The 26,241-nt window shown below is 34.1% G+C and carries 26 protein-coding genes and 2 tRNA genes; 12 read left to right on the top strand and 16 right to left on the bottom strand.

Features of this window, described 5'->3' with window-relative positions:
- The first annotated feature begins 36 nt into the window (after positions 1-36).
- The 8 genes from ACFS5J_RS08415 to ACFS5J_RS08450 all read left to right on the top strand — a co-directional run bounded on the left by ACFS5J_RS08415 (position 37) and on the right by ACFS5J_RS08450 (position 9,336).
- A complete protein-coding gene (locus ACFS5J_RS08415) occupies positions 37-1,026 on the top strand; it encodes an aspartate-semialdehyde dehydrogenase (RefSeq protein ID WP_379811655.1) in 990 nt (329 codons plus the stop codon).
- Between the two features lie 70 nt (positions 1,027-1,096).
- Complete coding sequence (locus ACFS5J_RS08420) at positions 1,097-1,441, top strand: hypothetical protein (RefSeq protein ID WP_379811656.1); 345 nt, start codon at positions 1,097-1,099, stop codon at positions 1,439-1,441.
- Between the two features lie 71 nt (positions 1,442-1,512).
- On the top strand, positions 1,513-3,717 hold the full coding sequence (locus ACFS5J_RS08425; RefSeq protein ID WP_379811658.1) for a TonB-dependent receptor: 2,205 nt from the start codon (positions 1,513-1,515) through the stop codon (positions 3,715-3,717).
- A gap of 59 nt (positions 3,718-3,776) precedes the next feature.
- A complete protein-coding gene (locus ACFS5J_RS08430; protein WP_379811659.1) occupies positions 3,777-5,903 on the top strand; it encodes a prolyl oligopeptidase family serine peptidase in 2,127 nt (708 codons plus the stop codon).
- A gap of 103 nt (positions 5,904-6,006) precedes the next feature.
- The gene (locus tag ACFS5J_RS08435) at positions 6,007-6,375 is read left to right on the top strand and encodes a hypothetical protein (protein WP_379811660.1); all 369 of its coding nucleotides are present in this window, start codon (positions 6,007-6,009) and stop codon (positions 6,373-6,375) included.
- 110 nt (positions 6,376-6,485) lie between these two features.
- Positions 6,486-7,271: an MbnP family protein gene (locus tag ACFS5J_RS08440; protein ID WP_379811661.1), complete on the top strand. Its 786-nt coding sequence runs from the start codon at positions 6,486-6,488 to the stop codon at positions 7,269-7,271.
- Positions 7,272-7,346: 75 nt separating this feature from the next.
- Complete coding sequence (locus ACFS5J_RS08445; protein WP_379811662.1) at positions 7,347-8,384, top strand: cytochrome-c peroxidase; 1,038 nt, start codon at positions 7,347-7,349, stop codon at positions 8,382-8,384.
- Positions 8,385-8,388: 4 nt separating this feature from the next.
- On the top strand, positions 8,389-9,336 hold the full coding sequence (locus tag ACFS5J_RS08450; RefSeq protein ID WP_379811664.1) for a transporter: 948 nt from the start codon (positions 8,389-8,391) through the stop codon (positions 9,334-9,336).
- A 48-nt stretch (positions 9,337-9,384) separates the two neighbouring features.
- On the opposite strand, the gene ACFS5J_RS08455 is transcribed toward ACFS5J_RS08450, so the two are convergent.
- The 5 genes from ACFS5J_RS08455 to ACFS5J_RS08475 all read right to left on the bottom strand — a co-directional run bounded on the left by ACFS5J_RS08455 (position 9,385) and on the right by ACFS5J_RS08475 (position 14,090).
- Entirely contained in the window at positions 9,385-10,185 is an 801-nt protein-coding gene (locus tag ACFS5J_RS08455; protein WP_379811665.1) for a TIGR00266 family protein, read from the bottom strand.
- A 101-nt stretch (positions 10,186-10,286) separates the two neighbouring features.
- Positions 10,287-11,021: a monofunctional biosynthetic peptidoglycan transglycosylase gene (mtgA, locus tag ACFS5J_RS08460; RefSeq protein ID WP_379811666.1), complete on the bottom strand. Its 735-nt coding sequence runs from the start codon at positions 11,019-11,021 to the stop codon at positions 10,287-10,289.
- A 3-nt stretch (positions 11,022-11,024) separates the two neighbouring features.
- Positions 11,025-12,137, bottom strand: coding sequence for an NAD(P)/FAD-dependent oxidoreductase (locus tag ACFS5J_RS08465; protein WP_379811667.1), 1,113 nt, complete (start codon positions 12,135-12,137; stop codon positions 11,025-11,027).
- A complete protein-coding gene (locus ACFS5J_RS08470; RefSeq protein WP_379811668.1) occupies positions 12,137-12,826 on the bottom strand; it encodes a DedA family protein in 690 nt (229 codons plus the stop codon). Before ACFS5J_RS08470 ends, ACFS5J_RS08465 begins: the two co-directional genes overlap by 1 nt.
- 1 nt (position 12,827) lies before the next feature.
- A complete protein-coding gene (locus ACFS5J_RS08475; RefSeq protein ID WP_379811669.1) occupies positions 12,828-14,090 on the bottom strand; it encodes a dicarboxylate/amino acid:cation symporter in 1,263 nt (420 codons plus the stop codon).
- Positions 14,091-14,471: 381 nt separating this feature from the next.
- Here ACFS5J_RS08475 and ACFS5J_RS08480 point away from each other — a divergent pair, with 381 nt between their 5' ends.
- The gene (locus ACFS5J_RS08480; protein WP_379811670.1) at positions 14,472-16,370 is read left to right on the top strand and encodes a S9 family peptidase; all 1,899 of its coding nucleotides are present in this window, start codon (positions 14,472-14,474) and stop codon (positions 16,368-16,370) included.
- A 145-nt stretch (positions 16,371-16,515) separates the two neighbouring features.
- On the opposite strand, the gene accC is transcribed toward ACFS5J_RS08480, so the two are convergent.
- The 6 genes from accC to pdxA all read right to left on the bottom strand — a co-directional run bounded on the left by accC (position 16,516) and on the right by pdxA (position 21,468).
- Positions 16,516-17,865, bottom strand: coding sequence for an acetyl-CoA carboxylase biotin carboxylase subunit (accC, locus tag ACFS5J_RS08485; protein ID WP_379811671.1), 1,350 nt, complete (start codon positions 17,863-17,865; stop codon positions 16,516-16,518).
- Between the two features lie 66 nt (positions 17,866-17,931).
- A complete protein-coding gene (accB, locus tag ACFS5J_RS08490) occupies positions 17,932-18,417 on the bottom strand; it encodes an acetyl-CoA carboxylase biotin carboxyl carrier protein (RefSeq protein WP_379812257.1) in 486 nt (161 codons plus the stop codon).
- A 25-nt stretch (positions 18,418-18,442) separates the two neighbouring features.
- Positions 18,443-19,441: a beta-ketoacyl-ACP synthase III gene (locus ACFS5J_RS08495; RefSeq protein ID WP_379811672.1), complete on the bottom strand. Its 999-nt coding sequence runs from the start codon at positions 19,439-19,441 to the stop codon at positions 18,443-18,445.
- Positions 19,442-19,600: 159 nt separating this feature from the next.
- Positions 19,601-19,795, bottom strand: coding sequence for a 50S ribosomal protein L32 (rpmF, locus tag ACFS5J_RS08500; RefSeq protein WP_379811673.1), 195 nt, complete (start codon positions 19,793-19,795; stop codon positions 19,601-19,603).
- A gap of 9 nt (positions 19,796-19,804) precedes the next feature.
- A complete protein-coding gene (locus ACFS5J_RS08505; RefSeq protein ID WP_379811674.1) occupies positions 19,805-20,338 on the bottom strand; it encodes a YceD family protein in 534 nt (177 codons plus the stop codon).
- 86 nt (positions 20,339-20,424) lie between these two features.
- Positions 20,425-21,468 carry a 4-hydroxythreonine-4-phosphate dehydrogenase PdxA gene (gene pdxA, locus ACFS5J_RS08510; protein WP_379811676.1) on the bottom strand — a complete coding sequence of 348 codons (1,044 nt, stop codon included), beginning with the start codon at positions 21,466-21,468 and terminating at the stop codon, positions 20,425-20,427.
- Between the two features lie 59 nt (positions 21,469-21,527).
- Between pdxA and ACFS5J_RS08515 the strand changes: the two genes are divergently transcribed.
- Positions 21,528-22,115, top strand: coding sequence for a riboflavin synthase (locus ACFS5J_RS08515; RefSeq protein ID WP_379811677.1), 588 nt, complete (start codon positions 21,528-21,530; stop codon positions 22,113-22,115).
- A gap of 13 nt (positions 22,116-22,128) precedes the next feature.
- Here the strand turns inward: ACFS5J_RS08515 and ACFS5J_RS08520 are convergent, their stop codons facing one another.
- The 3 genes from ACFS5J_RS08520 to mce all read right to left on the bottom strand — a co-directional run bounded on the left by ACFS5J_RS08520 (position 22,129) and on the right by mce (position 23,096).
- Positions 22,129-22,353, bottom strand: a complete 225-nt coding sequence (locus ACFS5J_RS08520) for a hypothetical protein (RefSeq protein WP_379811678.1) — start codon at positions 22,351-22,353, stop codon at positions 22,129-22,131.
- Positions 22,354-22,569: 216 nt separating this feature from the next.
- Positions 22,570-22,643 (bottom strand) — tRNA-Ile (locus ACFS5J_RS08525).
- Between the two features lie 51 nt (positions 22,644-22,694).
- Positions 22,695-23,096, bottom strand: a complete 402-nt coding sequence (mce, locus tag ACFS5J_RS08530; RefSeq protein ID WP_379811679.1) for a methylmalonyl-CoA epimerase — start codon at positions 23,094-23,096, stop codon at positions 22,695-22,697.
- Between the two features lie 139 nt (positions 23,097-23,235).
- Between mce and rbfA the strand changes: the two genes are divergently transcribed.
- Together rbfA and ACFS5J_RS08540 are read left to right on the top strand one after the other, a co-directional pair.
- Positions 23,236-23,628 carry a 30S ribosome-binding factor RbfA gene (gene rbfA, locus ACFS5J_RS08535; protein ID WP_379811680.1) on the top strand — a complete coding sequence of 131 codons (393 nt, stop codon included), beginning with the start codon at positions 23,236-23,238 and terminating at the stop codon, positions 23,626-23,628.
- Position 23,629: 1 nt separating this feature from the next.
- Entirely contained in the window at positions 23,630-24,829 is a 1,200-nt protein-coding gene (locus ACFS5J_RS08540) for an ABC transporter permease (RefSeq protein WP_379811681.1), read from the top strand.
- A 716-nt stretch (positions 24,830-25,545) separates the two neighbouring features.
- Here the strand turns inward: ACFS5J_RS08540 and ACFS5J_RS08545 are convergent.
- Positions 25,546-25,959, bottom strand: coding sequence for a hypothetical protein (locus ACFS5J_RS08545; protein ID WP_379811683.1), 414 nt, complete (start codon positions 25,957-25,959; stop codon positions 25,546-25,548).
- A 109-nt stretch (positions 25,960-26,068) separates the two neighbouring features.
- Positions 26,069-26,148: transfer RNA gene (locus ACFS5J_RS08550), tRNA-Leu, on the bottom strand.
- Positions 26,149-26,241: the final 93 nt, after the last annotated feature.

The following is a 26,241-nucleotide window of genomic DNA, read 5'->3' on the forward strand; positions in this document are numbered from 1 at the left end:
AAATATCTACTTTTGCAACATTAAAATTCATAAACAATGAAAGTAGCTGTAGTGGGCGCTACCGGTATGGTAGGCGAAGTAATGCTTCAAATATTAAAAGAAAGAAATTTCCCTATAACAGAATTAATACCTGTTGCATCTGAAAAATCAGTTGGTAAGGAAATTGAGTGGAATGGAAAAAAATATGTGGTAGTTGGTTTGCAAACGGCTGTAGAAATGCGTCCAGAAATTGCGCTTTTTTCAGCTGGAGGAGATACTTCATTGGCTTGGGCTCCAAAATTTGCAGAAGTAGGCACTACTGTAATTGATAATTCTTCAGCATGGAGAATGGACACTTCTAAGAAATTAGTTGTTCCAGAAATCAACGCTGCAGTTTTAACTAAAGAAGATAAAATTATTGCAAATCCAAACTGTTCAACCATTCAAATGGTTATGGCATTGGCTCCATTGCATGCAAAATATAAAATTAAAAGAATTGTAGTTTCTACTTATCAGTCAATAACAGGAACTGGTGTAAAAGCCGTTAAACAATTGGAAAACGAATACGCAGGTGAAACAGGCGAAATGGCTTATAAATATCAAATTCACCGTAATGCAATTCCACAATGTGATGTTTTTGAAGACAACGGATACACTAAGGAAGAAATGAAATTAGTTCGTGAAACTCAAAAAATCCTAAACGACAATACTATTGCAGTAACAGCTACTGCTATCCGTATTCCCGTTGTTGGAGGGCACAGTGAAGCGGTTAACATTCAATTTGAAAATGATTTTGACGTTGCTGAAATCCGTAACATTTTAGAGCAAACTTCAGGTGTTACTGTTCAAGATAACATTGACACTTTCACTTTTCCAATGCCCTTATACGCACACGGTAAAGATGATGTATTCGTAGGAAGAATTCGTAGAGATGAAAGCCAACCAAATTCATTAAATATGTGGATTGTGGCCGACAACTTAAGAAAAGGAGCAGCAACAAACACCATTCAAATTGCAGAATATTTAATTGCAAATAGTTTAGTATAAAAAAAGCGACTCCTAGGAGTCGCTTTTTTTAACACAATTTTTAGAATATAAAAACTTAACTTTGTGCCTGATGAAGAAAAAGTTAGTCATAGTTAATCTAATCCTGATGTTATCGTTTGTGTTAGCATTAGGCTATCAATCTTTACATACTTTTACACATCATAAGCACACACAAACAGGAGTTTCATTTAAAAAAGAAACCACTTCAAAGACAACGCAAGAAATAAAAATAAGCGAGAAAGAAGAATGTCCCATTTGTGACTTTAAATTTACCACCTTCTTATCGCCAACTATAATTCATTATACCCTTTACAGTCCATTTAAAGTAAGTCCATACTCTTTTAGCATAAAAGAAGCGACATCATTCTTTTGTGGAAGCTTATTTTCCCATAGGGGACCCCCGAATTTTATTTAATTAAACTAAAAATGCACACATGTTAGCCCTCTAATTCATGTGCTAATTCTGTTATACTTAAATTAAATAAAATGAAACATTATATTATACAAATAGCCTTTATTTTGATGGCTATATCAACCTATTCTCAATATCAAATCAAAGGAAAGATCACTTCAGAAAACAACCTTCCTTTACAAAACGTAGCCCTACATTTACTAGAAAATAACGCTTCAACAGAAACCAACGAAAATGGCGAATTTGAGTTCAAAGAAGCACCAAAAGGTAATATTACCATAGTTACCTATTTATTCGGGTACGAACAACAAAATATTACTTTAAACACTACAGCACAAAATGAACTCAACATCATTTTGGTAGAAAAAGAACAACATCTTGACGAAGTAATTGTTTCTACAAATTTCAACAAAGTACAATCACAAAATGTCATGAAAGTAGAACATCGAAATGTTGAAGAATTACGAAAGAATGGAGCTACTTCATTGATTGAGGGATTAGCTACTATTCCTGGTGTTAATCAAATCTCAACCGGAACTTCTATTGGAAAACCGGTAATTCGAGGTTTAAGTTCAAATAGAGTTTTGACCTATACGCAAGGTGTACGATTGGAAAATCAACAATTTGGCGACGAACACGGCTTAGGTTTAAGTGCTTCAGGTATCGAAAGTGTTGAAATCATAAAAGGACCTGCTGCTTTACTATACGGTTCAGATGCTCTTGGAGGCGTTTTGTATCTGAACCCAGAAAAATATGCACAAGCAGACAAAACAGCCGGAAGTTTCACTCAACAATTTTCAAGCAACACACAGGGAACTAATACATCTTTAGGTTATAAATTTAGCCCCAATAATTGGAAATTTTTAATCCGTGCCAACTACAACTCACAAGCCGATTATAAGATTCCTGATGGAGATCGCATTATCAATACAAGAAGTATCGAAAAAGATATCAAAACCGGAATTGGCTATTCGAGTTCAACGTTTTCAACTGATATTCGATACAATTACAACAACTTAAACTTAGGGCTTCCTGAAGAAGAAATCACTAATTTAGGATTCCGAACACCATTGTATCCAAATCAGAAAATAGACAATCACATTGTAAGTTGGAATCAAAAAATCTTCTTTAAAAATTCTAAAATTGATGCTGATTTTGGCTACCAACAAAACAACCGACAAGAGTTGGAAGCACCAGAAGAGATTGCTTTGCATATGAAGCTACAAACACTGAATTACAACGTCAAGTATTATTTACCACAGACTAAAGGAATCAAAACTATAGTGGGTACACAAGGAATGCATCAAGTGAATACCAACTTCGGAGAAGAATTATTAATTCCGGATGCTACAACTGTAGATTTTGGTGCTTTCATTACCTCTCAATTGGAATGGAAAAACAATGCACTTCAAGCTGGTTTCCGATTTGATAACAGAGCAATCACGACATCAGAACACGGAATCTTAAATGAAGAAGGATACTTTAGTGCTATTGATAAAAATTTCAACAGTATTAATTTTGCTTTAGGCTATAAAACTGTCGTATTGAAAAACGTTACAACACGTCTTAACCTTGCTTCTGGTTTTAGAGCTCCTAATTTATCCGAACTTACTTCAAATGGTGTTCACGAAGGAAGCAACAGATATGAAATTGGAAACCAAAATCTCGAAAATGAAAAGAACATTCAAATAGATTTAAACGTAGAATACCAAACAGAACATTTTGAACTTTATGCTAATGGTTTTTACAACAAAGTAGACAACTATATCTACCTTTCACCTACGGGAATGCAAATTGAAGATAATTTTGTTTTTGAATATCAACAAAACAATGCAGCATTGTATGGTGGTGAATTTGGAATTCACATTCATCCACATCCTTTTGACTGGTTACATTTTACCAGTAGCTTTGAGACAGTAACTGGAAAACAAGAAAACGACAATTATCTGCCTTTAATTCCGGCAAATCAATGGAAAAACAATATCAAAACGGAGTTTAATATTAAAAATTGGCTGGATAAAGGTTATGCCCTATTGCAAGTAAACCACACTTTTGCCCAGGACAACACTAGTACATTTGAAACAAGTACTCCAGACTACACCTTGGTTAACATAGGTATAGGAGGTACTATTAAATGGAATAAAAGACAATTTAATGTAAACCTCAACGCTAATAATTTGTTGGATAAAAATTATATCGCACACTTATCACGCTTGAAAGCAGACAATATTCCAAACATGGGGCGTAACATTTTGCTAGGCATCAATTTTAATTTTTAATAAGCAATCGTTTTAAAACCAAATGTTTATTTTTGTTAATCACCAATAATTCTATTTAAATGAAAAAACCAATAACCCTTCTTATTGCACTGACTACTATCGTGGCCTGCAAAAAAGAAGAAACTAAAAATGAAGAAATCGACATGAGTGTCACCTATCCGGAAACAAAAAAAGTAGATTCTACAGACACCTATTTTGGTCATCAGATTGCAGATCCATACCGCTGGTTAGAAGACGACCATAGTGAAGAAACCAAAGCATGGGTAAAAGCACAAAATGAAGTAACTTTTGGATATTTAGAAAAAATTCCATTCCGTGGTCATTTGAAAGAAAGAATGGAAAAACTTTGGAACTACGAAAAAGTATCAGCACCATTTGTAGAAGGTAACTTCACCTACTATTATAAAAATAATGGACTTCAGAATCAATCGGTATTGTACCGAAAAGATGAAAGCGGAAAAGAAGAAATTTTCCTAGATCCAAATACGTTTTCAAAAGACGGGACTTCTTCTTTAGGGGGAATCAATTTTAGCAAAGATGGATCACTTGTAGCGTACGCCATTTCAGAAGGTGGAAGCGATTGGAGAAAAGTAGTAGTTTTAAATACAGCAACAAAGGAAGTTATAGGCGATACTATTGTTGATGTAAAATTCAGTGGAATGTCGTGGTACAACAATGAAGGTTTTTACTATTCAAGTTATGACAAACCAACAGGCAGTGAGCTTTCAGCAAAAACCGACCAACATAAATTGTATTACCATAAATTGGGAACTGCTCAAAAAGAGGATTCTGTAATTTTTGGTTTAAATGAAAAGCGACGTTATGTAAGTGGATACGTTACAGAGGATCAAAATTATTTGATTATTACAGCAGCTAACACAACTTACGGAAATGAATTGTATATTAAGGACTTGAATAAAAAAGGAGCTGTCGTAAACATCGTTAACAATTTTGACACTAGTAATAATATAATTGACAATGTGGGTACAAAATTCTATGTACTTACAGATTTCAATGCTCCGAACAAGCGTATTGTAACTTTTGACCTTTCTAATACTGCTCAAGTAAATTGGGTTGATGTAATTCCTGAAACAGAAAATGTATTAACTCCTACAACGGGATCTGGATACATTTTTGCAGAATATATGAAAGATGCAGTTTCGCTAATCAAACAATACGATTACGAAGGAAAATTAGTTCGTGATATCGAATTACCAGGTATTGGTTCGGCTAGTGGTTTCAGTGGTAAAAAAGAAGATACTACATTGTATTATTCGTTTACCAATTATACAACTCCGAATACCATCTATGAATTTGATTCAAAAACTGGAGCTTCAAAAGTATACAACAAGCCAAATATTGATTTCCAATCGGAAAACTACGAGTCAAAACAAGTTTTCTACACTTCTAAAGACGGTACAAAAGTACCGATGATTATCACCTACAAAAAAGGTATGGAAATGAATGGTAAAAACCCAACTATCGTTTACGGATATGGAGGTTTCAATGTGAGTTTAACGCCAAGTTTTAGCATTGCAAACGCTGTATGGCTCGAAAATGGTGGCATTTATGCCGTTGCCAATTTACGTGGTGGTGGTGAATACGGTAAAGATTGGCATAAAAATGGAACGCAAATGCAAAAGCAAAATGTCTTTGATGATTTCATAGCTGCAGCTGAATATTTAATTAACGAGAAATATACTTCGAGTGATTTCTTAGCTGTCAAAGGAGGTTCAAACGGAGGTTTATTAGTAGGTGCTACTATGACACAACGTCCCGACTTAATGAAGGTAGCGATACCACAAGTAGGTGTTCTTGACATGCTACGTTACCATACATTTACTGCTGGTGCTGGTTGGGCATACGATTATGGTACTAGTGAACAAACGGAGGAAATGTTCCACTACTTGAAAGGGTATTCTCCAGTACACAATGTAAAACAAGGCACACAATATCCTGCAACTATTATAACAACAGGAGATCATGACGATAGAGTTGTTCCGGCACATAGTTTCAAATTTGCAGCTGAACTTCAAGCCAAACAAACAGGTCCAAACCCAACGTTAATTCGAATAGATGTTAACGCTGGACACGGAGCTGGAAAATCTACTGAAGCTATCATTAACGAGCAAGTAGACATTCAAGCATTTACCCTTTACAATATGGGAATTCGTGAATTAAAATAATAGCTTTCCTAATTAAAAGCTCCTGAGAATTCAGGAGCTTTTTTTATACGTTAAAATAACAATCTGCAATTCAGATTTCAAAAATGTTAATTAATTTTGCGGCGTGAAAAAACTACTATTCATAATTACCCTGCTTTTTTTATTGAAGCCTGTACTTCCGTTTGTGGAATACGTTGTTAATTATGAATATATTGCAATGCAACTTTGTGAAAACAAAAGCAAACCTGAGTTAAAATGTAACGGAAAATGTCACTTAGTAAAAGAACTTGCTAAAGCTTCCGAAAATGAAAAACCGCTTTCACAAAACAAAAAAAATTCGAATACAGAAATTGAGATTCTATTTTACAACACTGTAACCGAATTTCAATTTAACATAACTGAGAACTACACAGATAAAGAAAACAAATCAAGTTACTTGAATTTATACCAAGGTAATTTTTCAAATCTTACGTTCCACCCTCCCCTCATTTAATTCTTATTTTTCAATTCGAAGTGTTTTATTTATTACAAGACACTCCTCTTGCTATGCTTAAAAGTATTAGCTATAAAATCCTATTAAAAAAAATTAAGAATTAAATACACATGAAATTTCAATTAAAAAACATAATTGCTATAGTAGCAATCGCATTAACTTTCACTGCTTGTTCAGATGACGACAATACAACCGAAAACAGTTCAGCTGTAGGCACATTAAAATTAGAATTTGATAATATTTATGGAGAAGCTGATTTGGCTTTTGACACGCCTTATATAAACAGTAATAATGAAGTAATCAAAATAAGCGAACTGAAATACATCGTTAGCAATATTGTTTTAACCAAAACAGACGGAACTACATATAAAGTTCCAAAATCAGAAAGCTATTTTTTCATCAACGAAGCTGATGAAGCAAGCACGGTAATTACATTGTCAAATGTTCCGGTTGCTGTTTACAACAAAATTTCATTCGGAATAGGCGTTGATGAAGCACAATTTACACAAGGAGCTGAAGGACAAGGTAATTTATGGGAAGCAGCAGAATCATTAGATATGACATGGTCTTGGGCTGCCGGATACAAGTTCATCAAATTTGAAGGAACTTACACTTCTGCTAGTTACACCGATGCTAGTTTTATGGTACACACTGGTAAAACAGGTGATATTTACAATTATGCAGCTGTATCATTAAATTTACCAGACAACGCTTTAGTTCAAACAACTATTACCCCACAAATTCATATTATGGCTAATGCAAAAGCATTCATTGATGGAACAACGGTTATCAAATTTGAAGAAGGTGGAATGGTAATGGGAGGTACGAAAGTGCAAAACATTATGACCGATAATGTACCTGAGGCTTTTGAAGTTCACCACGTACATAACGACTAATCTTTTCATATAATTTATTCCGAACAGTTTTTTATAACTGAAAGACTATATCGGAAATTAGTAAAATTGTAGTTCATGAAAAAATTAATCCTTTTTGGTATTATCAGTCTGCTTTTAAGCTGTACTTCAGACGATAGTCAAAATTACCAAAACAAACCGATAAACTATCGAGTCCCTTCCAACTTTCCACCATTGGCTTACAGTATGGAAAACAATCCGCTTACAGAAAAAGGATTTGAACTGGGTAAAAAGATATTCTATGACGGACGTCTAGCTTCTGATGGTGTCGTTTCATGTGGTTTTTGTCATATTCAAAAAGATGCCTTTACACATCATGGTCATACTTTTAGTCATGGAGTAGGTGAAGGAATAGGAACACGAAATGCGCCACCTATCCAAAACATGGCCTATCAAGCGCAATTTTTCTGGGATGGTGCTACCAACCATTTGGAACTGCTATCAATGGCTCCCATATCAAACCAATTGGAAATGAACGGTAATATCATTTCGATTATTGCAATGATGCAAAGCGATTCGGAATATCAAAAATTGTACAAACAAGCCTTTAAAAATGGTGAGATCAACAGTGAAAATATGCTCAAAGCTTTGGCACAATTCATGACGATGTTGACATCATCAAATTCTCGTTTTGACAAATACCGCAGAAATGAATCTGGAGGTACATTAACTACTGAAGAATTGGACGGATATGCTATTTTCAATCAAAAATGTGCTTCCTGCCATGCAACCGATATTTTTACCGACAATAGTTTTAGAAACAATGGTCTTGCGATAAACCCACAACTTAACGATGTTGGAAGATTTAGAGTAACCGAATTAGATCAGGATAAATACAAATTCAAAGTGCCTAGTTTGCGAAATATTGAAAAAACCGCTCCCTATATGCACGATGGCCGATTTTTTACCTTAGAAGCGGTTTTAAATCATTATTCAAGCGGTGTGACCCATACTCAGAACTTGGATCCAAGCTTAGACAACAATGGAACGCTAGGTATTCCATTGACCACCGAAGAAAAGACCAAAATTATTGCTTTCTTAAAAACATTAACCGATAACGACTTTTTAAACGATAGCCGTTTTTCAGAATTTTAATCCTATGAAATATTTTATATACTTTTTAATTTGTTGTTCAACAGTATTTGCTAAAGAAAACGATACTTTAGCACTTACAAACCCTTTTAAAAACTTCCACACACTTTTAGAAGACTGTGATGCTTGTGGCTGTTCTGCGAGTGGCGGAAGCATGGGTTTTTCTTCTATGATTAATCCGAATTTTATTGGAGTACGTTACTTCTACCAATCATACAAAAGCAATGATGGACTTTACAGTAATTCTCCATGGTATGATGAGAATTTTAATACCATTCAAGCATGGGGTAGAATTCCTATATCGGAAAAAATTCAAGTGTCGCTTTTAGTGCCGTATCATTTTCATAATCGTGACAGTAAAACTGGAAACCAATCTATTTCGGGTATTGGTGACATTACCGCTTTAGGCTTTTATACGCTAATCAAAACTAAAAAGGATTCCACTGCAATAAAACAGCACTTAATGCTTGGTAGTGGTGTAAAAATGCCATCCGGTAGCTACAACGAATCAAACAATGGCAGTATTAATCCTAGTTATCAACAGGGAACAGGAAGTTGGGATTATTTAATTGCAACAGAATACACAATCAAAAGAAATAACATCGGTTTGAACACTATGTTAAACTACACTTTTAAAACAGAGAATGAGAAAAATTACCAATTTGGTAACCAACTCAACTACGGAAGCACGCTGTTTTATACTTTAAACAATGAACAAATTTCCTTTGTGCCTCAAATAGGTATTGCTGGAGAAGTATATGAAAGCAATTACCAACATGGTCAACGCGTTCGCAATACCGCTGGAGATATACTTTTCGGAAAAATCGGCATCGAAATTGGTAAAAATCGATTTTCTTTTGGAGCCAATACAATGCTACCAGTTAACCAAAACTTGACTGGCGGAAATGTGCAAGCCCAATACCGATGGAGCATTAATTTGAATTATAGTTTATAATACAAAAAGGATCTAAATATTAGATCCTTTTTTATTCAAAGTTATTTTTTAAAAACTATTGTCTCCGTCTAGCATTCTGCCTAAACCACCCAATAAACTACCTTCTCCTTTATCTCTACCGCCCATTTGTGGAGCCGCCATCAACACTCTATCGGCCAATCGGCTAAATGGTAATGATTGTATATAAACAACTCCTGGTCCTCTAAGTGTCGCAAAGAAAACACCTTCCCCTCCAAAAATGGTATTTTTAATCCCTCCTACAAATTCGATATCATAGTCCACATCTTTCGTGAAACCTACAATACATCCGGTATCTACTTTTAACATTTCGCCAGTTTGTAATTCCTTACGAGCTAAAGTACCTCCAGCATGTACAAAAGCCATTCCATCACCTTCTAATTTCTGCATGATAAAACCTTCACCTCCGAAAAATCCACGTCCTAATTTACGCGAAAAATCTATACCAACTGCAACTCCTTTAGCGGCACACAAAAAGGCATCCTTTTGACACACGAACTTACCTCCGTATTGCTGCAAATTGATTGGCACAATCTTACCCGGATAAGGAGATGCGAATGAAACTTTTCTCTTACCGTAATCGATATTTTGATAAGCCGTCATAAACAAACTTTCACCAGTTAAAACACGTTTACCTGCCGATAATAACTTTCCGAAAATCCCGCCTTCTTGCTTACTACCGTCACCGAAAATAGTTTCCATTTTGATACCATTTTCCATCATCATAAAACTACCCGCTTCAGCAACTACTACTTCTTGAGGATCTAATTCTATTTCTACATATTGCATTTCTTCACCATAAATATGGTAATCAATTTCATGTGCTGTCATAATTTCTTTTTGTACTATTAGTCGAGTAACTAGTTCAAATGTTACGACCTAAAAATAAAAAGCCCCACAATCGTGAGGCTTGTATAAAGTAATATTGCAGACTAATAATCCAATTTAACGTAACCAATGTATTTTGAAATGGTAGCCTTTCTGCGATTAATATAAGCCGTTGAATTCACGGGTTTATATTTCCTAGGATTAGGTAAAATAACTGCAATTCCAGCAGCTTCCATTCTATTTAAACTTCTTGCTTCTTTATGATACCAATGTCTTGAAGCGGCTTCTGCACCATAAACACCATCTCCCATTTCAATACTATTCAAATAGACCTCCATAATACGTTGCTTGCTCCAAAACAATTCGATTAAACCCGTATAATATGCTTCAAAACCTTTTCGAATATAACTCCTTCCGGGCCACAGAAATACGTTTTTAGCAGTCTGCTGTGAAATGGTACTACCACCACGTATTTTTTTTCCATTCTGATTTTTATCAAACGCTTGTTTCATCGAAGCAAAATCAAATCCGTAATGCTCCAAAAACTTTCCGTCTTCAGAAGCTATTACAGCCTTTTGTAGGTTAGGCGAAATATACTCGATATCAACCCAATCATGAGAACAAACCATTGGCTTACCAGCAGCTTTCATTTCTATAGCTCTAATAGCCATTAAAGGAGTATAAGGAACTGGGACAAACTTGTAAAGTAACACAAGAAAAACACTTACAATATTGAACCACAAAATAAATTTCCAAAAAAAACGGAAAATTTTTTGACCCGCCGTACGCTTTTTTGTATTGTTTGTAGGCTTCTTTTTAGGCGCTTTTTTCTTTGCCATAAATTATACTAAATCTGCTAATTCCTTACCGATTAAACTCCCAATTGCAACACCCATTCCTCCCAAACGCACACCACAATAGGTGTTATCAGAAAGTTGTTTTACTATTGGTTTTTTATGATTTCCAACCCCCATGATACCGCTCCAACGGTGTTCAATTTCAAAATCATTATGCGGCAAAATTACACTTTTTAGTAATCGCTCTAACGCGTCTTGAATAATTTTTGTTTTACCAAATTCTGAGGTATTTTCTCCTTTAAAATCAAGGTTTCTACCTCCTCCAAAAAGGATTCGATTTCCAATATTTCGGAAATAATAATACCCTTTATCCAAATGAAAAGTACCTTTAATATGAAGATTTGCTATTGGCTTAGTAATTAAAACTTGGGCTCGGGCGGGTTGTACTTCGCCCAAAGTTAAATCGGCAGCAAAACCATTGGTAGCAAATAACAATTTATTGGTTTTAAAAGTTATATCGTTGGCAACCACTTCAACTCCATCGTTCAACTCTTGATATGCTGTAACATTTTGCTGATTCAAGATTAAAATATCATTATGCGCAGCTTTTTTAAGTAAAGCTTGCATCATGTTCCCAGTATCGATTTGTGCTTCAAACGGATTGAAAATCAAATTCTCTACAACACCATTAAATTGAAACGAATTGGGTTGAGATACAAAAACATCTTTACTAAAAAGAGGCTTTAAAAGCGTGTTCACTTTTGACAAATCTTGAATACATACATCAAAAAAAGATTTATCCTTCTTCAAAAACAATTCATACCCACCATACGCCTTATAGTCAATAGCTGCATCGCCTAAATGTTCACGAAGTAAAGTTAACCCCTTAATACGTTTTTCTACCAATTGAAAAACTTCTTCTTCTGTATGCGATTGCAAATCATCTAGTATTTCAGACAAACTACCAAAACACGCAAAACCTGCATTTTTGGTACTCGCGCCTTGAGGTAAGACACCTTTTTCTAATACTAAAATTTTAGCTTTGGGAAATCGATTACGCAATTGCAATGCACAATGCAAGCCTACTATACCGCTACCTACTATTGTGTAATCTACATTGGTAAACCAATTCTTTAATTCCCAATAGCTCCAATTCATTACTCTGAGGTTTTATTGGTTTTTCTCGCTTTTATAGCTTTCATAACTAAAGGGAAAGTAGTAACACCTATTAAAATAAGAATAATTTTTTCTATATGTTTTTTTAAGTCAATATCAAATTCTTCTAGAAACATCCCATATAAATAATGGCCTGCAAAAACTAGAGTAAAAGACCACAATAACGAACTCAGTACATTATAAAACATAAACTTCGTTTTTTTCATATGAACTATACCTGCAATAATCGGTACAAAGGTTCTTATTATGGGAAGAAAACGAGCAAAAATAATAGCTTTTCCACCGTGCTTTTCAAAAAAAACTTGTGATTCAATTAAGTATTTTTTCTTAAAAAAGAAACTATCTTCCTTTTGATATAAAAACTGACCGCTACGTGAACCAAACCAGTAACCAAAAATATTACCTAAAGTTGCCGCAGTAGCAATTAATAATGAAAGTACTGTTACATTTGAAAAATCACTTGGGATATAAAAAAAAGTTTGAACCAATTCTCTACTGTAAATACCTGAGAGAAAAAGTAAACTATCACCTGGTAGAAAGAACCCTGCGAACAAACCTGTTTCGGCAAATACGATGAACAAAACCATATAAATTCCCACTGGAATACCTCCAATTTCCATGGTTATATAAAACTCCGGATTAAATAATTTTGTCCAGTGAAAGTCTTCCATACTATGCTAATTTATCAACTGATTTTGCCACTACCATAGATACAGCGGCATCACCTGTAACATTTACTGTTGTTCTACACATATCCAAAGGTCTATCGATTGCAAAAATTAATGCCAATCCAGCCTCAGGAATTCCAGCTTGCGCCAATACAATTACAAGCATTACCATTCCTGCACCAGGCACCGCGGCACTACCAATAGATGCTAAGGTTGCTGTCGCTATTATACCCAGCTGAACCCCTAAACTCAAATCCATACCAAATGCTTGAGCAATAAATACCGCCGCTACTGCTTGATACAAACTTGTTCCATCCATATTAATAGTTGCGCCTATCGGCAATACAAAACTTGCCACTTCATCATCAACACCTAAATTGTCTACAACACGTTCCATAGTTACCGGTAAAGTTGCAGCACTTGAACTCGTTGAAAAAGCTAATAATTGTGCAGGCGAAATACCCTTTAAAAAAAAACTTGGACTTTTCTTTCCCAAAACTTTAACAATCAAAATGTAAACACCAATCATTAAAGCCAAACCAATAATAACCGTTAAACCATACATTCCTAGAGCTTTAAACAAATCCAAACTTGGCGATTCTGCCACTAAAGAAGCCAATAAAGCAAAAACTCCAAATGGTGCTGCTAACATGATGATATCAATCATCTTTAAAATAACTTCATTAAAACCATCAAAGAAAGCTTTTACCGGTGTTGCCTGCTCTTGTGGAATCAGTATAAGGGCAATTCCAAAAAACACAGCAAAAAAGATAACTTGCAACATATTGCCATTATCGCTAGCTGCTTTAACGATATTACTAGGTACAATATCTTCCAACGCTTGTAAAGGGCCTGCTTCTTTCTGATTTTCAGCTGCTGCAATTTTTGAATTGGCATCACTCGCATAATTCCCAACTAACTCGGTACGAGTAGACTCCGTAATATAACTTCCTGGCTTGATTAGGTTCACCACGACTAATCCAATAGAAACGGCAAAAACAGTCGTAAGGATATAGAGACCAATGGTCCTTCCTCCCATTTTAGAAAGTTTTGAAATATCTTTCAAATCCGAAACTCCTTTAATCAAAGAAGCAAGGATTAAAGGCACTGCTATTAATTTCAATAAATTGATAAAAATATTTCCAAAAGGTTTTATCCAATCGACAATTATATCCTTACCCCAACTGAATTGTATTAATAAAAAAGCAAATAAAACTCCTAAAACCATTCCGAGTAAAATTTGCCAATGCAGTGCTAATTTCTTCATTCTGAATCCTCTTATTTTTAAAACGTGAAAATACGGATATTTTTTTAAAAAAAGCAGTCCTTCTCAACGATTTAAAAACATGGTTTTATCTTACAAAATCACTCAAAGTACACGTAAAACCTTAAACTTTAACATTTTCTACAGAAAACCTGTAACTACAACTTTAAAAATGTAGTTACTTTTAAACCATAATTTAAAATGTAAAAAATTCAAATTCAAAATATTACAAAATATAAATGACCCCTTTCGATTAAAAAAATTTCTTTTTCATCAATTATTAAGTTAGTTAATTTGAATAGAGCCTTCTCCTTTTGAAGGCTTTTTCTTTTTAAGGTATTCTAATAAAATGCTTAATTTTATAGCTCTTTAAAATTTCACCAAATGAAAAAATATTTTTTAATAGTTATCACAATGATAGGATTAAGCACTGTGGCACAAAATACAATGACTCCCGAATTACTCTGGAAATTGGGGCGCGTTTCTCCAATAGGAATTTCAAAAGATGGCAAAAGTGTTGTTTATAAAGTTAGCACACCATCAGTAGAAGAAAACAAATCAAATTCAAAGTATTACACACTCGATTTAAAAAGCGGAAATAGTATTGAAATCGAAAAAGATAAAGCAACTACACTTGTCCAGGATAAAAACGTTACCGAAACAGGATTAAAACTTTCAAATAAAGAAGTTAAAACAGAAAAAGTATTGGGTAAAGATTTTTATCCTGAATTGGACAAAAGTCAAGCGCAAGTATACAACAGTTTGGATTACCGCCATTGGGATACCTGGAATGAGGGCAACCATAACCATGTTTTCATTACAGATACAAAAGGTAATGAAACCGACATATTGGCTAATGAACCCTACGATTGTCCACAAAAACCATTCGGAGGTGATGAAGATTACATTTGGTCGCCAGACGGTTCAAAAGTAATTTATGTTTCTAAGAAAAAATTTGGAACAGCATATGCTACAAGTACCAATACTAATTTATACGAATACGATGTCACATCAAAAACTACAAAGAGTTTAACCGAAAGTAATTTAGGTTACGATGTTGCACCACAGTTTTCTCCAAATGGTAACTTGTCTTGGTTACAAATGAAACGCGATGGTTTTGAAGCGGATAAAAATGATATTATTGTTCGTTACAATGGAATTGACCAAAATTTAACAGCAAACTGGGACGGTACAGTAGATAGTTTTACTTGGAGTAAAGACGGACAAAAAGTATATTTCTTAGCTCCAATAGATGGAACAAAACAACTTTTCGAAGTTAACTTCCCTGGTAAATCAAGAATTGCAGCTAGAGTTCGTCAAATAACGGCAGGACAATTTGATGTAAACCAAATCATTGGTTTTTACGAAAACACCATTTTAGTCACGAGAAGTGACATGAATCATGCCAATGAAATTTTTAGCTATGATTTTAAGAAAAAAGGATGGAAGCAATTGACAAACATCAATACTGAAACCTATGCTAAACTAAGCTTACCAACTGTTGAAAAAAGAATGGTAAAAACTACCGACGGAAAAGACATGTTGGTATGGGTTATCCTCCCTCCTAACTTTGACAAAACAAAAAAATATCCAACACTTTTATACTGCCAAGGTGGGCCACAAGGAGCTTTATCTCAATTTTACTCATTCCGTTGGAATTTCCAAGTTATGGCTTCTCAAGGCTATATTGTAGTTGCGCCAAACAGAAGAGGAATGCCTGGTCATGGGGTAAAATGGAACGAAGACATTAGTAAAGACTGGGGAGGTCAAGCAATCAATGATTATTTAAGCGCAATTGATGATATAGCGAAAGAATCGTATGTTGACAAAGCTAGATTAGGCGCTATTGGTGCAAGTTACGGAGGGTATTCGGTATTTTATTTAGCCGGAATGCACAACAATCGCTTTAAAACTTTTATCTCGCACTGTGGTATTTTCAATTTAGAAAGCATGTATGGTACTACGGAAGAGCTTTTCTTTACCAATTGGGACATGGGTGGCGCATATTGGGAAAAAGAGAACAAAGCGGCGCAAAAAACGTATAACGAATTTAATCCAATTCATTTAGTCAACAATTGGAATACACCAATTTTCATCATTCAAGGAGGCAAAGATTATCGTGTGCCAATAGGTCAAGGACAAGAAGCCTTCCAGGCTGCACAACTAAAAGGAATCAAAAGTCGCTTTATGCTGTTTCCAGAAGAAAATCATTGGGTTTTACAACCGCAAAATGGAATTGTATGGCAACGTGAATTTTTTAAATGGTTAAAGGAAACACTTTAATTTTTAAAATCTAGTCCCGATGTTATGCTAATTGTTTCATCGGACCTTGTTTAAAACCCTTATTAACTAACAAAATAGTTTAAAAAATAGGCCCACAAAACAAATAGGTAAATAAAAAAATCCCGAGCAAAACTCGGGATTTCTTTTATTCTTGAGGATCTTTCATTTTAAAAGATTCCATAAATTTTGTAGTATAATTTCCAGCTACATAATCCGGCTCATCCATTAACTGTCTGTGGAACGGAATGGTAGTTTTGATACCTTCAATTACGAATTCATCAAGAGCACGTTTCATTTTATTGATAGCCTCTTCACGTGTTTGCGCAGTAGTAATCAACTTTGCAATCATAGAATCGTAATTTGGTGGGATAGTATACCCCGCATAAACGTGAGTATCCAAACGTACACCATGACCTCCTGGCGCATGTAAAACCGTAATTTTACCTGGCGAAGGACGGAAATCGTTATATGGATCTTCAGCATTGATACGACACTCGATAGAATGCAATTGCGGGAAATAGTTTTTACCTGAAATAGGCACACCTGCAGCAACTAAAATTTGCTCACGAATTAAATCGTAATCAATAACTTGCTCTGTAATTGGGTGCTCTACCTGAATACGCGTATTCATTTCCATGAAGTAGAAATTTCTATGCTTGTCTACCAAGAACTCAACAGTACCAGCACCTTCGTATTGAATAAACTCAGCTGCTTTTACTGCTGCATCTCCCATTGCATTACGCAATTCATCTGTCATGAATGGAGAAGGTGTTTCTTCTGTTAATTTTTGGTGACGACGTTGAACCGAACAATCACGCTCTGACAAGTGACACGCTTTACCAAACGAATCTCCTACCACCTGAATTTCAATATGGCGTGGTTCTTCAATTAATTTTTCCATGTACATCCCGTCGTTTCCAAAGGCTGCAGCAGCTTCTTGACGTGCACTTTCCCAAGCTTTTAAAAGCTCTTCTTCTTTCCAGATAGCACGCATTCCTTTTCCACCACCACCAGCGGTAGCTTTCATCATCACTGGGTAACCAATTTCTTTTGCTACCTTCTGTGCTTGTTCAAAATTCTCTAAAATTCCTTTTGAACCTGGAACACAAGGAACTCCTGCCGCTTCCATAGTCGCTTTTGCAGTCGCTTTATCTCCCATCTTTTCAATCATTTCTGCAGAAGCACCGATAAATTTAATTCCGTGCTCTTCACAAATTTTTGAAAATTTAGCATTTTCAGAAAGGAAACCGTATCCTGGGTGAATTGCATCTGCATTTGTAATTTCTGCAGCAGCAATAATGTTTGACATTTTCAAGTAAGACAAGTTACTTGGTGGAGGTCCAATACAAACAGCCTCATCTGCAAAACGCACATGCAAACTATCCGCATCAGCAGTAGAATAAACAGCAACCGTTTTGATTCCCATTTCTCTACAAGTTCTGATTACACGTAGTGCAATCTCCCCTCTATTTGCAATTAATATTTTTTTAAACATCTTTTTTAAAACTAGATAATTAGACAATACTTTTAATTTGGAATTAAATTCCTAACTTCTAATTTATTAAGATGGATCAACCAAAAATAAAGGTTGGTCGAATTCAACTGGAGAAGCATCATCTACTAAAATTTTCACAATTTTACCAGATACTTCTGATTCAATTTCGTTGAATAATTTCATTGCTTCAATCACACAAACTACATCTCCTTTTCCAATTGAACTACCAACTTCTACAAACATAGGTTTGTCTGGAGCAGGCTTTCTATAGAAAGTTCCGATAATAGGCGATTTTATTGTGATATATTTAGAATTGTCATCTGCTTCAGGAGTTGCTACTGCAACAGGAGCTGTTGGCGCAACTGGTTGTGCTGCTGGAGCTTGAGGTAATGCTGCAGAAACTGGCATATGTTGTACATAAGTTGTTGTTCCTTCTGCACCTTCACTTGTAGTTTTGATGGTGATTTTAAAATCGTCCATTTCTAATTTTACCTCCGTAGCACCCGATTTCGCTACAAATTTAATTAGGTTTTGAATTTCTCTAATATCCATACTATTTGACATTTGGTTTGTTAGTTTATTGTTTGTTATAAGCCCATTTTAAGTAGACTGCTCCCCATGTGAAGCCGCCACCGAATGCTGCAAAAATAATATTATCTCCTTTTTTAAGTTGCGATTCAAAATCTGACAACAATAACGGTAAAGTTGCTGAAGTAGTATTTCCATAACGCTGAATGTTTACCAATACTTTTGACTCATCAACCCCCATTCTGTTTGCAGTAGCATCAATGATACGTTTGTTTGCTTGGTGTGCTACCAACCAGTTAACATCATCATGTGATAAATTATTGCGTTGCATAATTTTTTCACTTACGTCTGCCATACCCGAAACTGCATATTTGAAAACAGTTTTCCCATCTTGAAAAACAAAATGCTGCTTGTTTTTTACCGTTTCTTCTGAAGCTGGTAAAATAGACCCACCTGCATCTATTTTCAAGAATTCTCTTCCTATTCCGTCACTTCTTAAAAATTCATCTTGTAAACCTAAACCTTCGTTATTCGGTTCAAATAAAACAGCTCCTGCACCATCACCAAAAATGATACATGTAGCTCTATCAGTATAATCAATAATTGACGACATTTTATCGGCACCTATTAATAATACTTTTTTATATTTTCCTGATTGAATGTAAGCTGAAGCGGTAGACATACCGTAAAGAAAACTTGAACATGCTGCTTGTAAGTCGTAAGCAAATGCATTTGTTGCGCCTATTTGAGAAGCTACATAAACGCCTGTAGAAGCAACTGGCATATCTGGAGTTGCTGTTGCCATAATTACCAAATCAATCTCTTTTGGATCTAAATTTGCTTTCTCAATTAAGTTTTGAGCTGCTTTAATTGCCAAATAAGATGTTCCTTGACCTTCTTCTTTTAGAATTCTTCTTTCCTTAATTCCTGTTCGGGTAGTTATCCACTCATCGTTCGTATCTACCAGTGATTCCAACACTTGATTTGACAATACATAATCTGGTACGTATGAACCAATTGCTGTTATTGCGGCTGTTATTTTATCCATAAAAATATAATTTCTTGTCGAAAATATTTACTTCGAAAAGTTGGGAAAATTACAAAAAAAAATCCAAACCCACTAAATAGAGTCTGTTAATTAACCCTCTCGCTATTAACAAAAAAACCCTCACAGTGTGAGAGTTTTCTCTATTTTTTTCAAAAGCAATTATGCAACCGCCTCTGTTTTATCAACAACTACTTGACCTCTGTAGTACATTTTACCTTCGTGCCAGTAAGCTCTGTGGTATAAATGTGCTTCTCCAGTTACTGGACATGTAGCGATTTGAGGAACTACAGCTTTATAATGCGTTCTTCTCTTGTCTCTTCTAGTTTTCGAGATTTTTCTCTTAGGATGTGCCATTTTACTATATTATTTATCCGTTAATAGTTTTTTTAATTCTGCCCAACGTGGGTCAATATTTTCTTGTTCTTCTTTCTCTTCTTTTGGAGCTAATTTTTCCAATGTTTTTAATGCTTCCGACTCTAAAGTTCCATCTTTCACACCTGGATGAATCTTTTTCGCTGGAACCGATAACACAATACCCTCATATATGTATTGCGAAACATCTACTTGAAATTCACCGTGTGGCAAAATGAGCAACTCTTCATTTTCATCATTAAAAACTTCGCCAAACTTAACAATAAGCTTTAGTTTCCCTTTTATAGGCAAATCAAATGGTTCACTTGTCAAATCACAAAAGACATTTACTGTTCCTTTGTATTTAAAAGCAAGCTCAAGCATTGTACTTTTCTTTTCCAAAACAATATCCACTTTTACGTTTGCGCTATTAAAATCGCTAAAACCAAAGTGCTCAAAGAACGAATTATCCACTTGATAATCAAACTGGTGCTTTCCTAATTTCAATCCCGCAAACGGAATTAAATATTCTTTTAAATTCTTCATAACAACAGTCTACCCTTCTTTAGGGGATGCAAAGATATAAAATAATTATAAAATCAAACCAGTTATAAACATTTTTTTGTTTACAACTAAGCCTGCCTTACTTTCAAAGCTTTCTCAGTAAGCTTTTGATATTCATTTCGTTTGTAAAAAACATCAACTGCCAAATACAAAGCCTCTCTAAAAGAATTTGGATTCGCCAAACCTTTTCCTGCAATCTCATAAGCTGTTCCATGATCAGGAGAAGTACGTATTTTATCCAAACCAGCCGTATAATTCACACCATTACCAAAAGAAAGCGTTTTAAATGGAATTAATCCTTGGTCGTGATACATTGCTAAAATAGCATCATATTTTTCATATTGCGATGAACCAAAAAAGCTATCTGAAGCATATGGTCCAAATGCTAACGTTCCTTCGTCAAATATTTTCTTCAATGTAGGACGAATAATTACATCATCTTCTTTACCAATCACTCCATTATCTCCACAATGAGGATTTAACCCTAAAACAGCAATTTTTGGTTTAGAAATACCAAAATCCTGAATCAACGTTTTTTTTATCGTTTCTATTTTCTGCGTTAACAACTCAGGCGTCAACAAATTCACCACTTCATTTACTGGAACATGGTCGGTAAGCAAACCTACGCGCAACTTATCATGCACCATCAACATTAAAGCATTACCTTCAAGCTCTTGATTTAAATAATCGGTATGTCCTGGAAAAGTAAATTCTTCAGATTGAATATTATATTTATTTATAGGAGCCGTAACCAAAATATCTACCAAACCTTCCTTTAAAGCATTTGTTGCTGCAATAAAAGATTTTACAGCATACTTCCCTACAACTTCATCATTTTTACCAAATTCCAAATTGACCCCTTCTCGCCAAATGTTTAACACATTAATTTTCCCTTCAACAATTTGATCCATTTTATCAATACCATGCAAATTAGCTGTCAACTGTAAATTCTTTCTTAAAAAAGACAAAACCTTTACATTGGCAAAAATGACTGGAGTACACATTTCTAACATTCGATTATCGTCAAACGTTTTCAAAACAACTTCGGCACCAATCCCGTTTAAGTCACCAATTGAAATTCCTACTTTTATATTTTCCGATTTATTAATCATGATTAGTTGCTATTTATTGCTTACTTTTGATGTGCAAATTTAGTAAAATAAAATCAGTTATGTTTACCGGAATCATTGAAACCCTCGGAACTGTAAAACAAATAACAAAAGAAGGCGATAATTTACACATCACCATAAGTACTTCTATTACACCTGAATTAAAAATTGACCAAAGTGTAGCCCACAATGGTATATGCCTGACAGTAGTTAGTATCAACGAAGACCACTATACCGTAACCGCAATAAAGGAAACCATTGAAAAAACCAATATCGGTGACTGGAAAGAAAACGACGTCATTAATTTGGAACGCGCTATGAAATTAGGCGATCGCCTTGACGGACATATTGTACAAGGCCACGTAGACCAAACTGGAATTTGCAAAGAAATTAAAGAAGCAAATGGAAGTTGGTACTTCACTTTTACCTACGACTCCTCTTTACACAACATCACTATTGAAAAAGGATCAATAACCATAAACGGAACAAGTTTAACGGTAGTGAACTCAAAATTAAACGAATTTAGTGTTGCAATAATTCCCTACACTTACGAACACACTAATTTCAAAACATTTGAAAAAGACACTGTTGTTAATCTAGAATTTGACGTAATAGGAAAATACGTTAAACGCATACAAGAACTACAATAAACAAAAAGGAGTACTATATAGTACTCCTTTTTTTATCTCTTATATTTTTCATAACTACAAATCCACCAAAAACAACTGCCACCAAAAACAACCCTAACAAACCTCCATCAATAGGAATTCCAACTGGAGGAGGTGCTGCAAAAGGAACAGGCTCAGGAGGTGTATCTGCCGCAAAACCAAAACTAGGATTCAAAAAAGGCAATACTAATAGTACTATTTGTAGCAATCTTGATTTCATATCAAATAAATTAACACCTTTATTTATATATAACAAAATTAAGGCTTTAATGTTCTTTTTTAACACGTAGCGAAAATAAAAATAATTTTATACTTAACAATATTTTCTTAAAAAAATATTAAAAAAACAAACCATTAAAGCTTTAGTACTATTCAACAAACAACATTTCGATTTAAAAAGAAAAAAGCTTCACTAAAAATAGTGAAGCTTTTCCTGTGGTCCCACCTGGGCTCGAACCAGGGACCACCTGATTATGAGTCAGGTGCTCTAACCAACTGAGCTATAGGACCAGTTTTGAGGTTGCAATATTACTATTATTTTTATTCCAATGCAACATTTTTTTACTTTATTTCTTGGCAAAGTTCAATTAAAACACCATTCGTTGACTTCGGATGCAAGAAAGCCACCAACTTATTATCGGCTCCTTTTTTGGGCTGCTCATTTAAAACTACAAAACCTTCCTTTTTAAGTCGCTCAATTTCAGACACTATGTCCGTAACATCAAATGCGATGTGATGAATCCCCTCTCCCTTTTTCTCAATAAATTTAGCAATAGGGCTTTCTGGATTCGTAGCTTCTAACAATTCAATTTTATTTGGCCCGTTCATAAAAAAAGAAGTTTTTACTCCCTCAGATGCTACTTCTTCCTCTTTATAATGTGGTGCCCCAAAAAGTTTAGCGAAAATTTCATTAGAAACTTCTAAGCTTTTAACTGCAATACCAATGTGTTCAATTTTATTCATATCTAATTTTTCATCTATTACTATAGTCCTCAATCAAAAAAGACTACTCCAATTAATTTAAGACACAAAATAAAAGAAACTTTTGATACAGAAGAAACAAAAAGCACAACTTTAAAACACTTTTACGTATTTTTGCACTATGGAAACGAACAGACAGAAAAAAATAGGAACCTTATTACAGAATGATTTAGTAGACATTCTACAAGGAGAAGTGCGCAAAAATGGAATTTCAAATCTTTTAATTTCCGTTTCAAAAGTAAATGTGACAAGTGATTTATCCATTGCAAAAGTTTTCTTAAGCATTTTTCCATCGGAAAAAGGACCTGAAATATTAGAAGCTATAAAAAGCAATTCTACTTTAATCAAACACAACTTAGCGCAACGTGTAAAAAACCAATTACGCAAGGTTCCAAATTTAATTTTCTACATCGACGACAGTTTGGACTATATCGAGAAAATTGACAATGCATTAAGCGGTAAAGAAAATCCTGTAACCAATCCAGAACTTCTAGACAAAAGAAAGAAATCATAACTTGAATTTCCCTTTTTACATAGCCAAGCGATACGCTGTAAGTTTTAGCAAAAATTCAGCTATTAACATCATTACAGCTATTGCGTCATTGGGTACAATCGCAAGTGCTATGGCTTTGTTTGTCGTGTTGTCGGTTTTTAGCGGACTTCGCGATTTCAGCTTAAGTTTTACTAATGCTACCGATCCTGATTTGCGACTGGAAACTGCTTCGGGGAAGTTTTTTACCCTTACCGAAGCACATGAGCAAAAGTTAAAAAAAAGTCCATTTATTTTATCGGCTAGTAAAATAATTGAAGACCGCGTTTTATTTTACTACAACAACAAAGAGCAAGTTGCTTATATAAAGGGTGTCGATAGCCTTTTTCAAAAAACAAATACCATCAGCCAACACTTGTACGTTGGAAACTGGCTAGAACCTGAAACCAATGAAGTAGTGGTTGGTGCTGAAATCAGTAGAAAACTAGGTCTTGGTCTTTTTGACTTCAACAATCCCCTTGAAGTTTATACTCCAAAACCCGGAAAAGGCTTAATCGAAAACATTGATGACGCTTTTACCATTTCAACCTTACACCCTGTAGGCATTTACAATATTAATGAAGACGTTGATGCTAAATATGTTTTCTGTGATTTTGATTTAACCAAAGAATTATTCCGCTTAAAAGACAATCAAGTTACCAACATAGAAATCAAGTTACGTGCCAATAGTAGCGAAGAAGACGCTATCAATGAAATCCAATCTATTTTTGGAGATAGTGTTACCATAAAAACAAAGGCACAGTTGAATGATGCACTATATAAAATGCTCAATACCGAAAATATAGCCGTATACTTAATTTTTACGTTGGTTATTATCATTGCACTTTTCAATATTATAGGTGCATTAATTATGATGATTATTGACAAAAAAAGCAACTTAAAAACATTATACAGCTTAGGCACCCCTTTTAAATCATTACAAAGAATATTTCTTTTTCAAGGCTGCTTGCTTACTATTACTGGTGGTATTTTCGGATTACTATTAGGTATTATCCTTATAATTCTGCAACAAGAATTAGACCTTATAATGATTACGCCTACACTAGCCTACCCTGTTTCTTTCGAATTTACCAATGTAGCACTAGTAATTCTTACCATTTCTGTTTTGGGTTATTTAGCTTCTTGGTTGGCAAGCAGAAGCATCAGCAAAAAGTTTTTAGAATAAAACCAAAAATTGTTATTGGAAATTTTTACTCCTTACTTTTTCAGTCTGTTTATTTAAGTTCATAATTTGGAAAACTTCGTTACTAGAATACTTGCACTCTTTTGCATGTAATAGATATCCGAAAAATAAACTTTGTAGTATGGAATTATCTCTATTTGATAATTTTAAACTTCATAGATGGATTTTCAAATGAATGTTCTAACAAATTATACAATTTAATCAAGTTAATCTTATCAAATTTGAAATAATCAGAATTTTCATAAACTTTAAAAATTCTTATTTCTTCAAATATCGCATTCTTAACATGTAAGAATTGAAACAAACCAGCTAACTGTAAATTTGATAAATATAAAGTTGACAATGCATTTAAATCTTTAACACAAAACTATCCATATAGATTCCTTTTTAAAACTCAAAAATTTCTTTTTGACTATCTAACACATAATCAACTAACTCTTTTATTTTCAGATATTCTTGATTATTCATAGAATATGAGAAAACAAAACTACAACTAACAAAGGCGAATACAAATATTGCTTTATTATCTATATATTAAATTAGAAAAAAAATCTTCTGAAAAAATATCAGATAAAATTAAAAATAAACATTCCTAACTCGAACAAATTGGCATAAAATCTAAAAACAAAAGTGTTAACTTTATACAAAGTTAACACTTACAATATATACTATAATTCAAGCAGATTCATTAACTCATATTATTTAATTTCATTCACTAAATATTTATCTAAAAATAAACTCTCATCATTCTCACCTGTAAAAACTACTAACTCATTACAAGTAACACCTTCATACATTACTTCAAGCTCAACACTAAAATTAAGATTAGTTTCATTATTTTTAGTAACACGAAATGTCTTCGTGTTCAAAATTTCAACTTTGACTATATTACCAAACGAATCTTTTTTTGATTCCAAAAAATCTCGAAACTCATCTACACTAATACTCTTGTCTAGGCTATTATAAAGAGCTATAGAATCATTTTCTATTATCTGATTATAAAACTCATTCACATATTTATTGGCAACTTTTATATCATTCCCATCATTTTGCTTCGATACAATTTGAGTACAAGAAACTGCTATCAAAAACAATAAATAAACTTTTTTCATAAATATTAATTAGTATAACTTCAAATCATAAAAAACATTACATCATTTTAACAACGTAAAATAAAATGACATAAAAAAACCCTAATCATTATGATTAGGGTTTATCTTGTACCTTGGGTGGGAATCGAACCCACACTCCGAAGAACACGAGTTTGAGTCGTGCGCGTCTACCAATTCCGCCACCAAGGCCTTTCGTAATTGTGAGTGCAAATGTAATATATTTTTTGAAATACAAAATAGAAAATACTTAAAAAATTACTTTCAGAGTTAAAATTTATTCCT

Origin of the sequence: Flavobacterium chuncheonense (assembly GCF_042686145.1) — a bacterium.
Lineage (GTDB): Bacteria > Bacteroidota > Bacteroidia > Flavobacteriales > Flavobacteriaceae > Flavobacterium > Flavobacterium chuncheonense.

Excerpts from the sequence above, each read along its gene's own strand:
- ACFS5J_RS08415 (WP_379811655.1), top strand. The coding sequence starts at position 37 with ATGAAAGTAGCTGTAGTGGGCGCTACCGGTATGGTAGGCGAAGTAATG.
- ACFS5J_RS08420 (WP_379811656.1), top strand. The coding sequence starts at position 1,097 with ATGAAGAAAAAGTTAGTCATAGTTAATCTAATCCTGATGTTATCGTTT.
- ACFS5J_RS08425 (WP_379811658.1), top strand. The coding sequence starts at position 1,513 with ATGAAACATTATATTATACAAATAGCCTTTATTTTGATGGCTATATCA.
- ACFS5J_RS08430 (WP_379811659.1), top strand. The coding sequence starts at position 3,777 with ATGAAAAAACCAATAACCCTTCTTATTGCACTGACTACTATCGTGGCC.
- ACFS5J_RS08440 (WP_379811661.1), top strand. The coding sequence starts at position 6,486 with ATGAAATTTCAATTAAAAAACATAATTGCTATAGTAGCAATCGCATTA.
- ACFS5J_RS08445 (WP_379811662.1), top strand. The coding sequence starts at position 7,347 with ATGAAAAAATTAATCCTTTTTGGTATTATCAGTCTGCTTTTAAGCTGT.
- ACFS5J_RS08450 (WP_379811664.1), top strand. The coding sequence starts at position 8,389 with ATGAAATATTTTATATACTTTTTAATTTGTTGTTCAACAGTATTTGCT.
- ACFS5J_RS08455 (WP_379811665.1), bottom strand. The coding sequence starts at position 10,185 with ATGACAGCACATGAAATTGATTACCATATTTATGGTGAAGAAATGCAA.
- mtgA (WP_379811666.1), bottom strand. The coding sequence starts at position 11,021 with ATGGCAAAGAAAAAAGCGCCTAAAAAGAAGCCTACAAACAATACAAAA.
- ACFS5J_RS08465 (WP_379811667.1), bottom strand. The coding sequence starts at position 12,137 with ATGAATTGGAGCTATTGGGAATTAAAGAATTGGTTTACCAATGTAGAT.
- ACFS5J_RS08470 (WP_379811668.1), bottom strand. The coding sequence starts at position 12,826 with ATGGAAGACTTTCACTGGACAAAATTATTTAATCCGGAGTTTTATATA.
- ACFS5J_RS08475 (WP_379811669.1), bottom strand. The coding sequence starts at position 14,090 with ATGAAGAAATTAGCACTGCATTGGCAAATTTTACTCGGAATGGTTTTA.
- ACFS5J_RS08480 (WP_379811670.1), top strand. The coding sequence starts at position 14,472 with ATGAAAAAATATTTTTTAATAGTTATCACAATGATAGGATTAAGCACT.
- accC (WP_379811671.1), bottom strand. The coding sequence starts at position 17,865 with ATGTTTAAAAAAATATTAATTGCAAATAGAGGGGAGATTGCACTACGT.
- accB (WP_379812257.1), bottom strand. The coding sequence starts at position 18,417 with ATGGATATTAGAGAAATTCAAAACCTAATTAAATTTGTAGCGAAATCG.
- ACFS5J_RS08495 (WP_379811672.1), bottom strand. The coding sequence starts at position 19,441 with ATGGATAAAATAACAGCCGCAATAACAGCAATTGGTTCATACGTACCA.
- rpmF (WP_379811673.1), bottom strand. The coding sequence starts at position 19,795 with ATGGCACATCCTAAGAGAAAAATCTCGAAAACTAGAAGAGACAAGAGA.
- ACFS5J_RS08505 (WP_379811674.1), bottom strand. The coding sequence starts at position 20,338 with ATGAAGAATTTAAAAGAATATTTAATTCCGTTTGCGGGATTGAAATTA.
- pdxA (WP_379811676.1), bottom strand. The coding sequence starts at position 21,468 with ATGATTAATAAATCGGAAAATATAAAAGTAGGAATTTCAATTGGTGAC.
- ACFS5J_RS08515 (WP_379811677.1), top strand. The coding sequence starts at position 21,528 with ATGTTTACCGGAATCATTGAAACCCTCGGAACTGTAAAACAAATAACA.
- ACFS5J_RS08520 (WP_379811678.1), bottom strand. The coding sequence starts at position 22,353 with ATGAAATCAAGATTGCTACAAATAGTACTATTAGTATTGCCTTTTTTG.
- mce (WP_379811679.1), bottom strand. The coding sequence starts at position 23,096 with ATGAATAAAATTGAACACATTGGTATTGCAGTTAAAAGCTTAGAAGTT.
- rbfA (WP_379811680.1), top strand. The coding sequence starts at position 23,236 with ATGGAAACGAACAGACAGAAAAAAATAGGAACCTTATTACAGAATGAT.
- ACFS5J_RS08545 (WP_379811683.1), bottom strand. The coding sequence starts at position 25,959 with ATGAAAAAAGTTTATTTATTGTTTTTGATAGCAGTTTCTTGTACTCAA.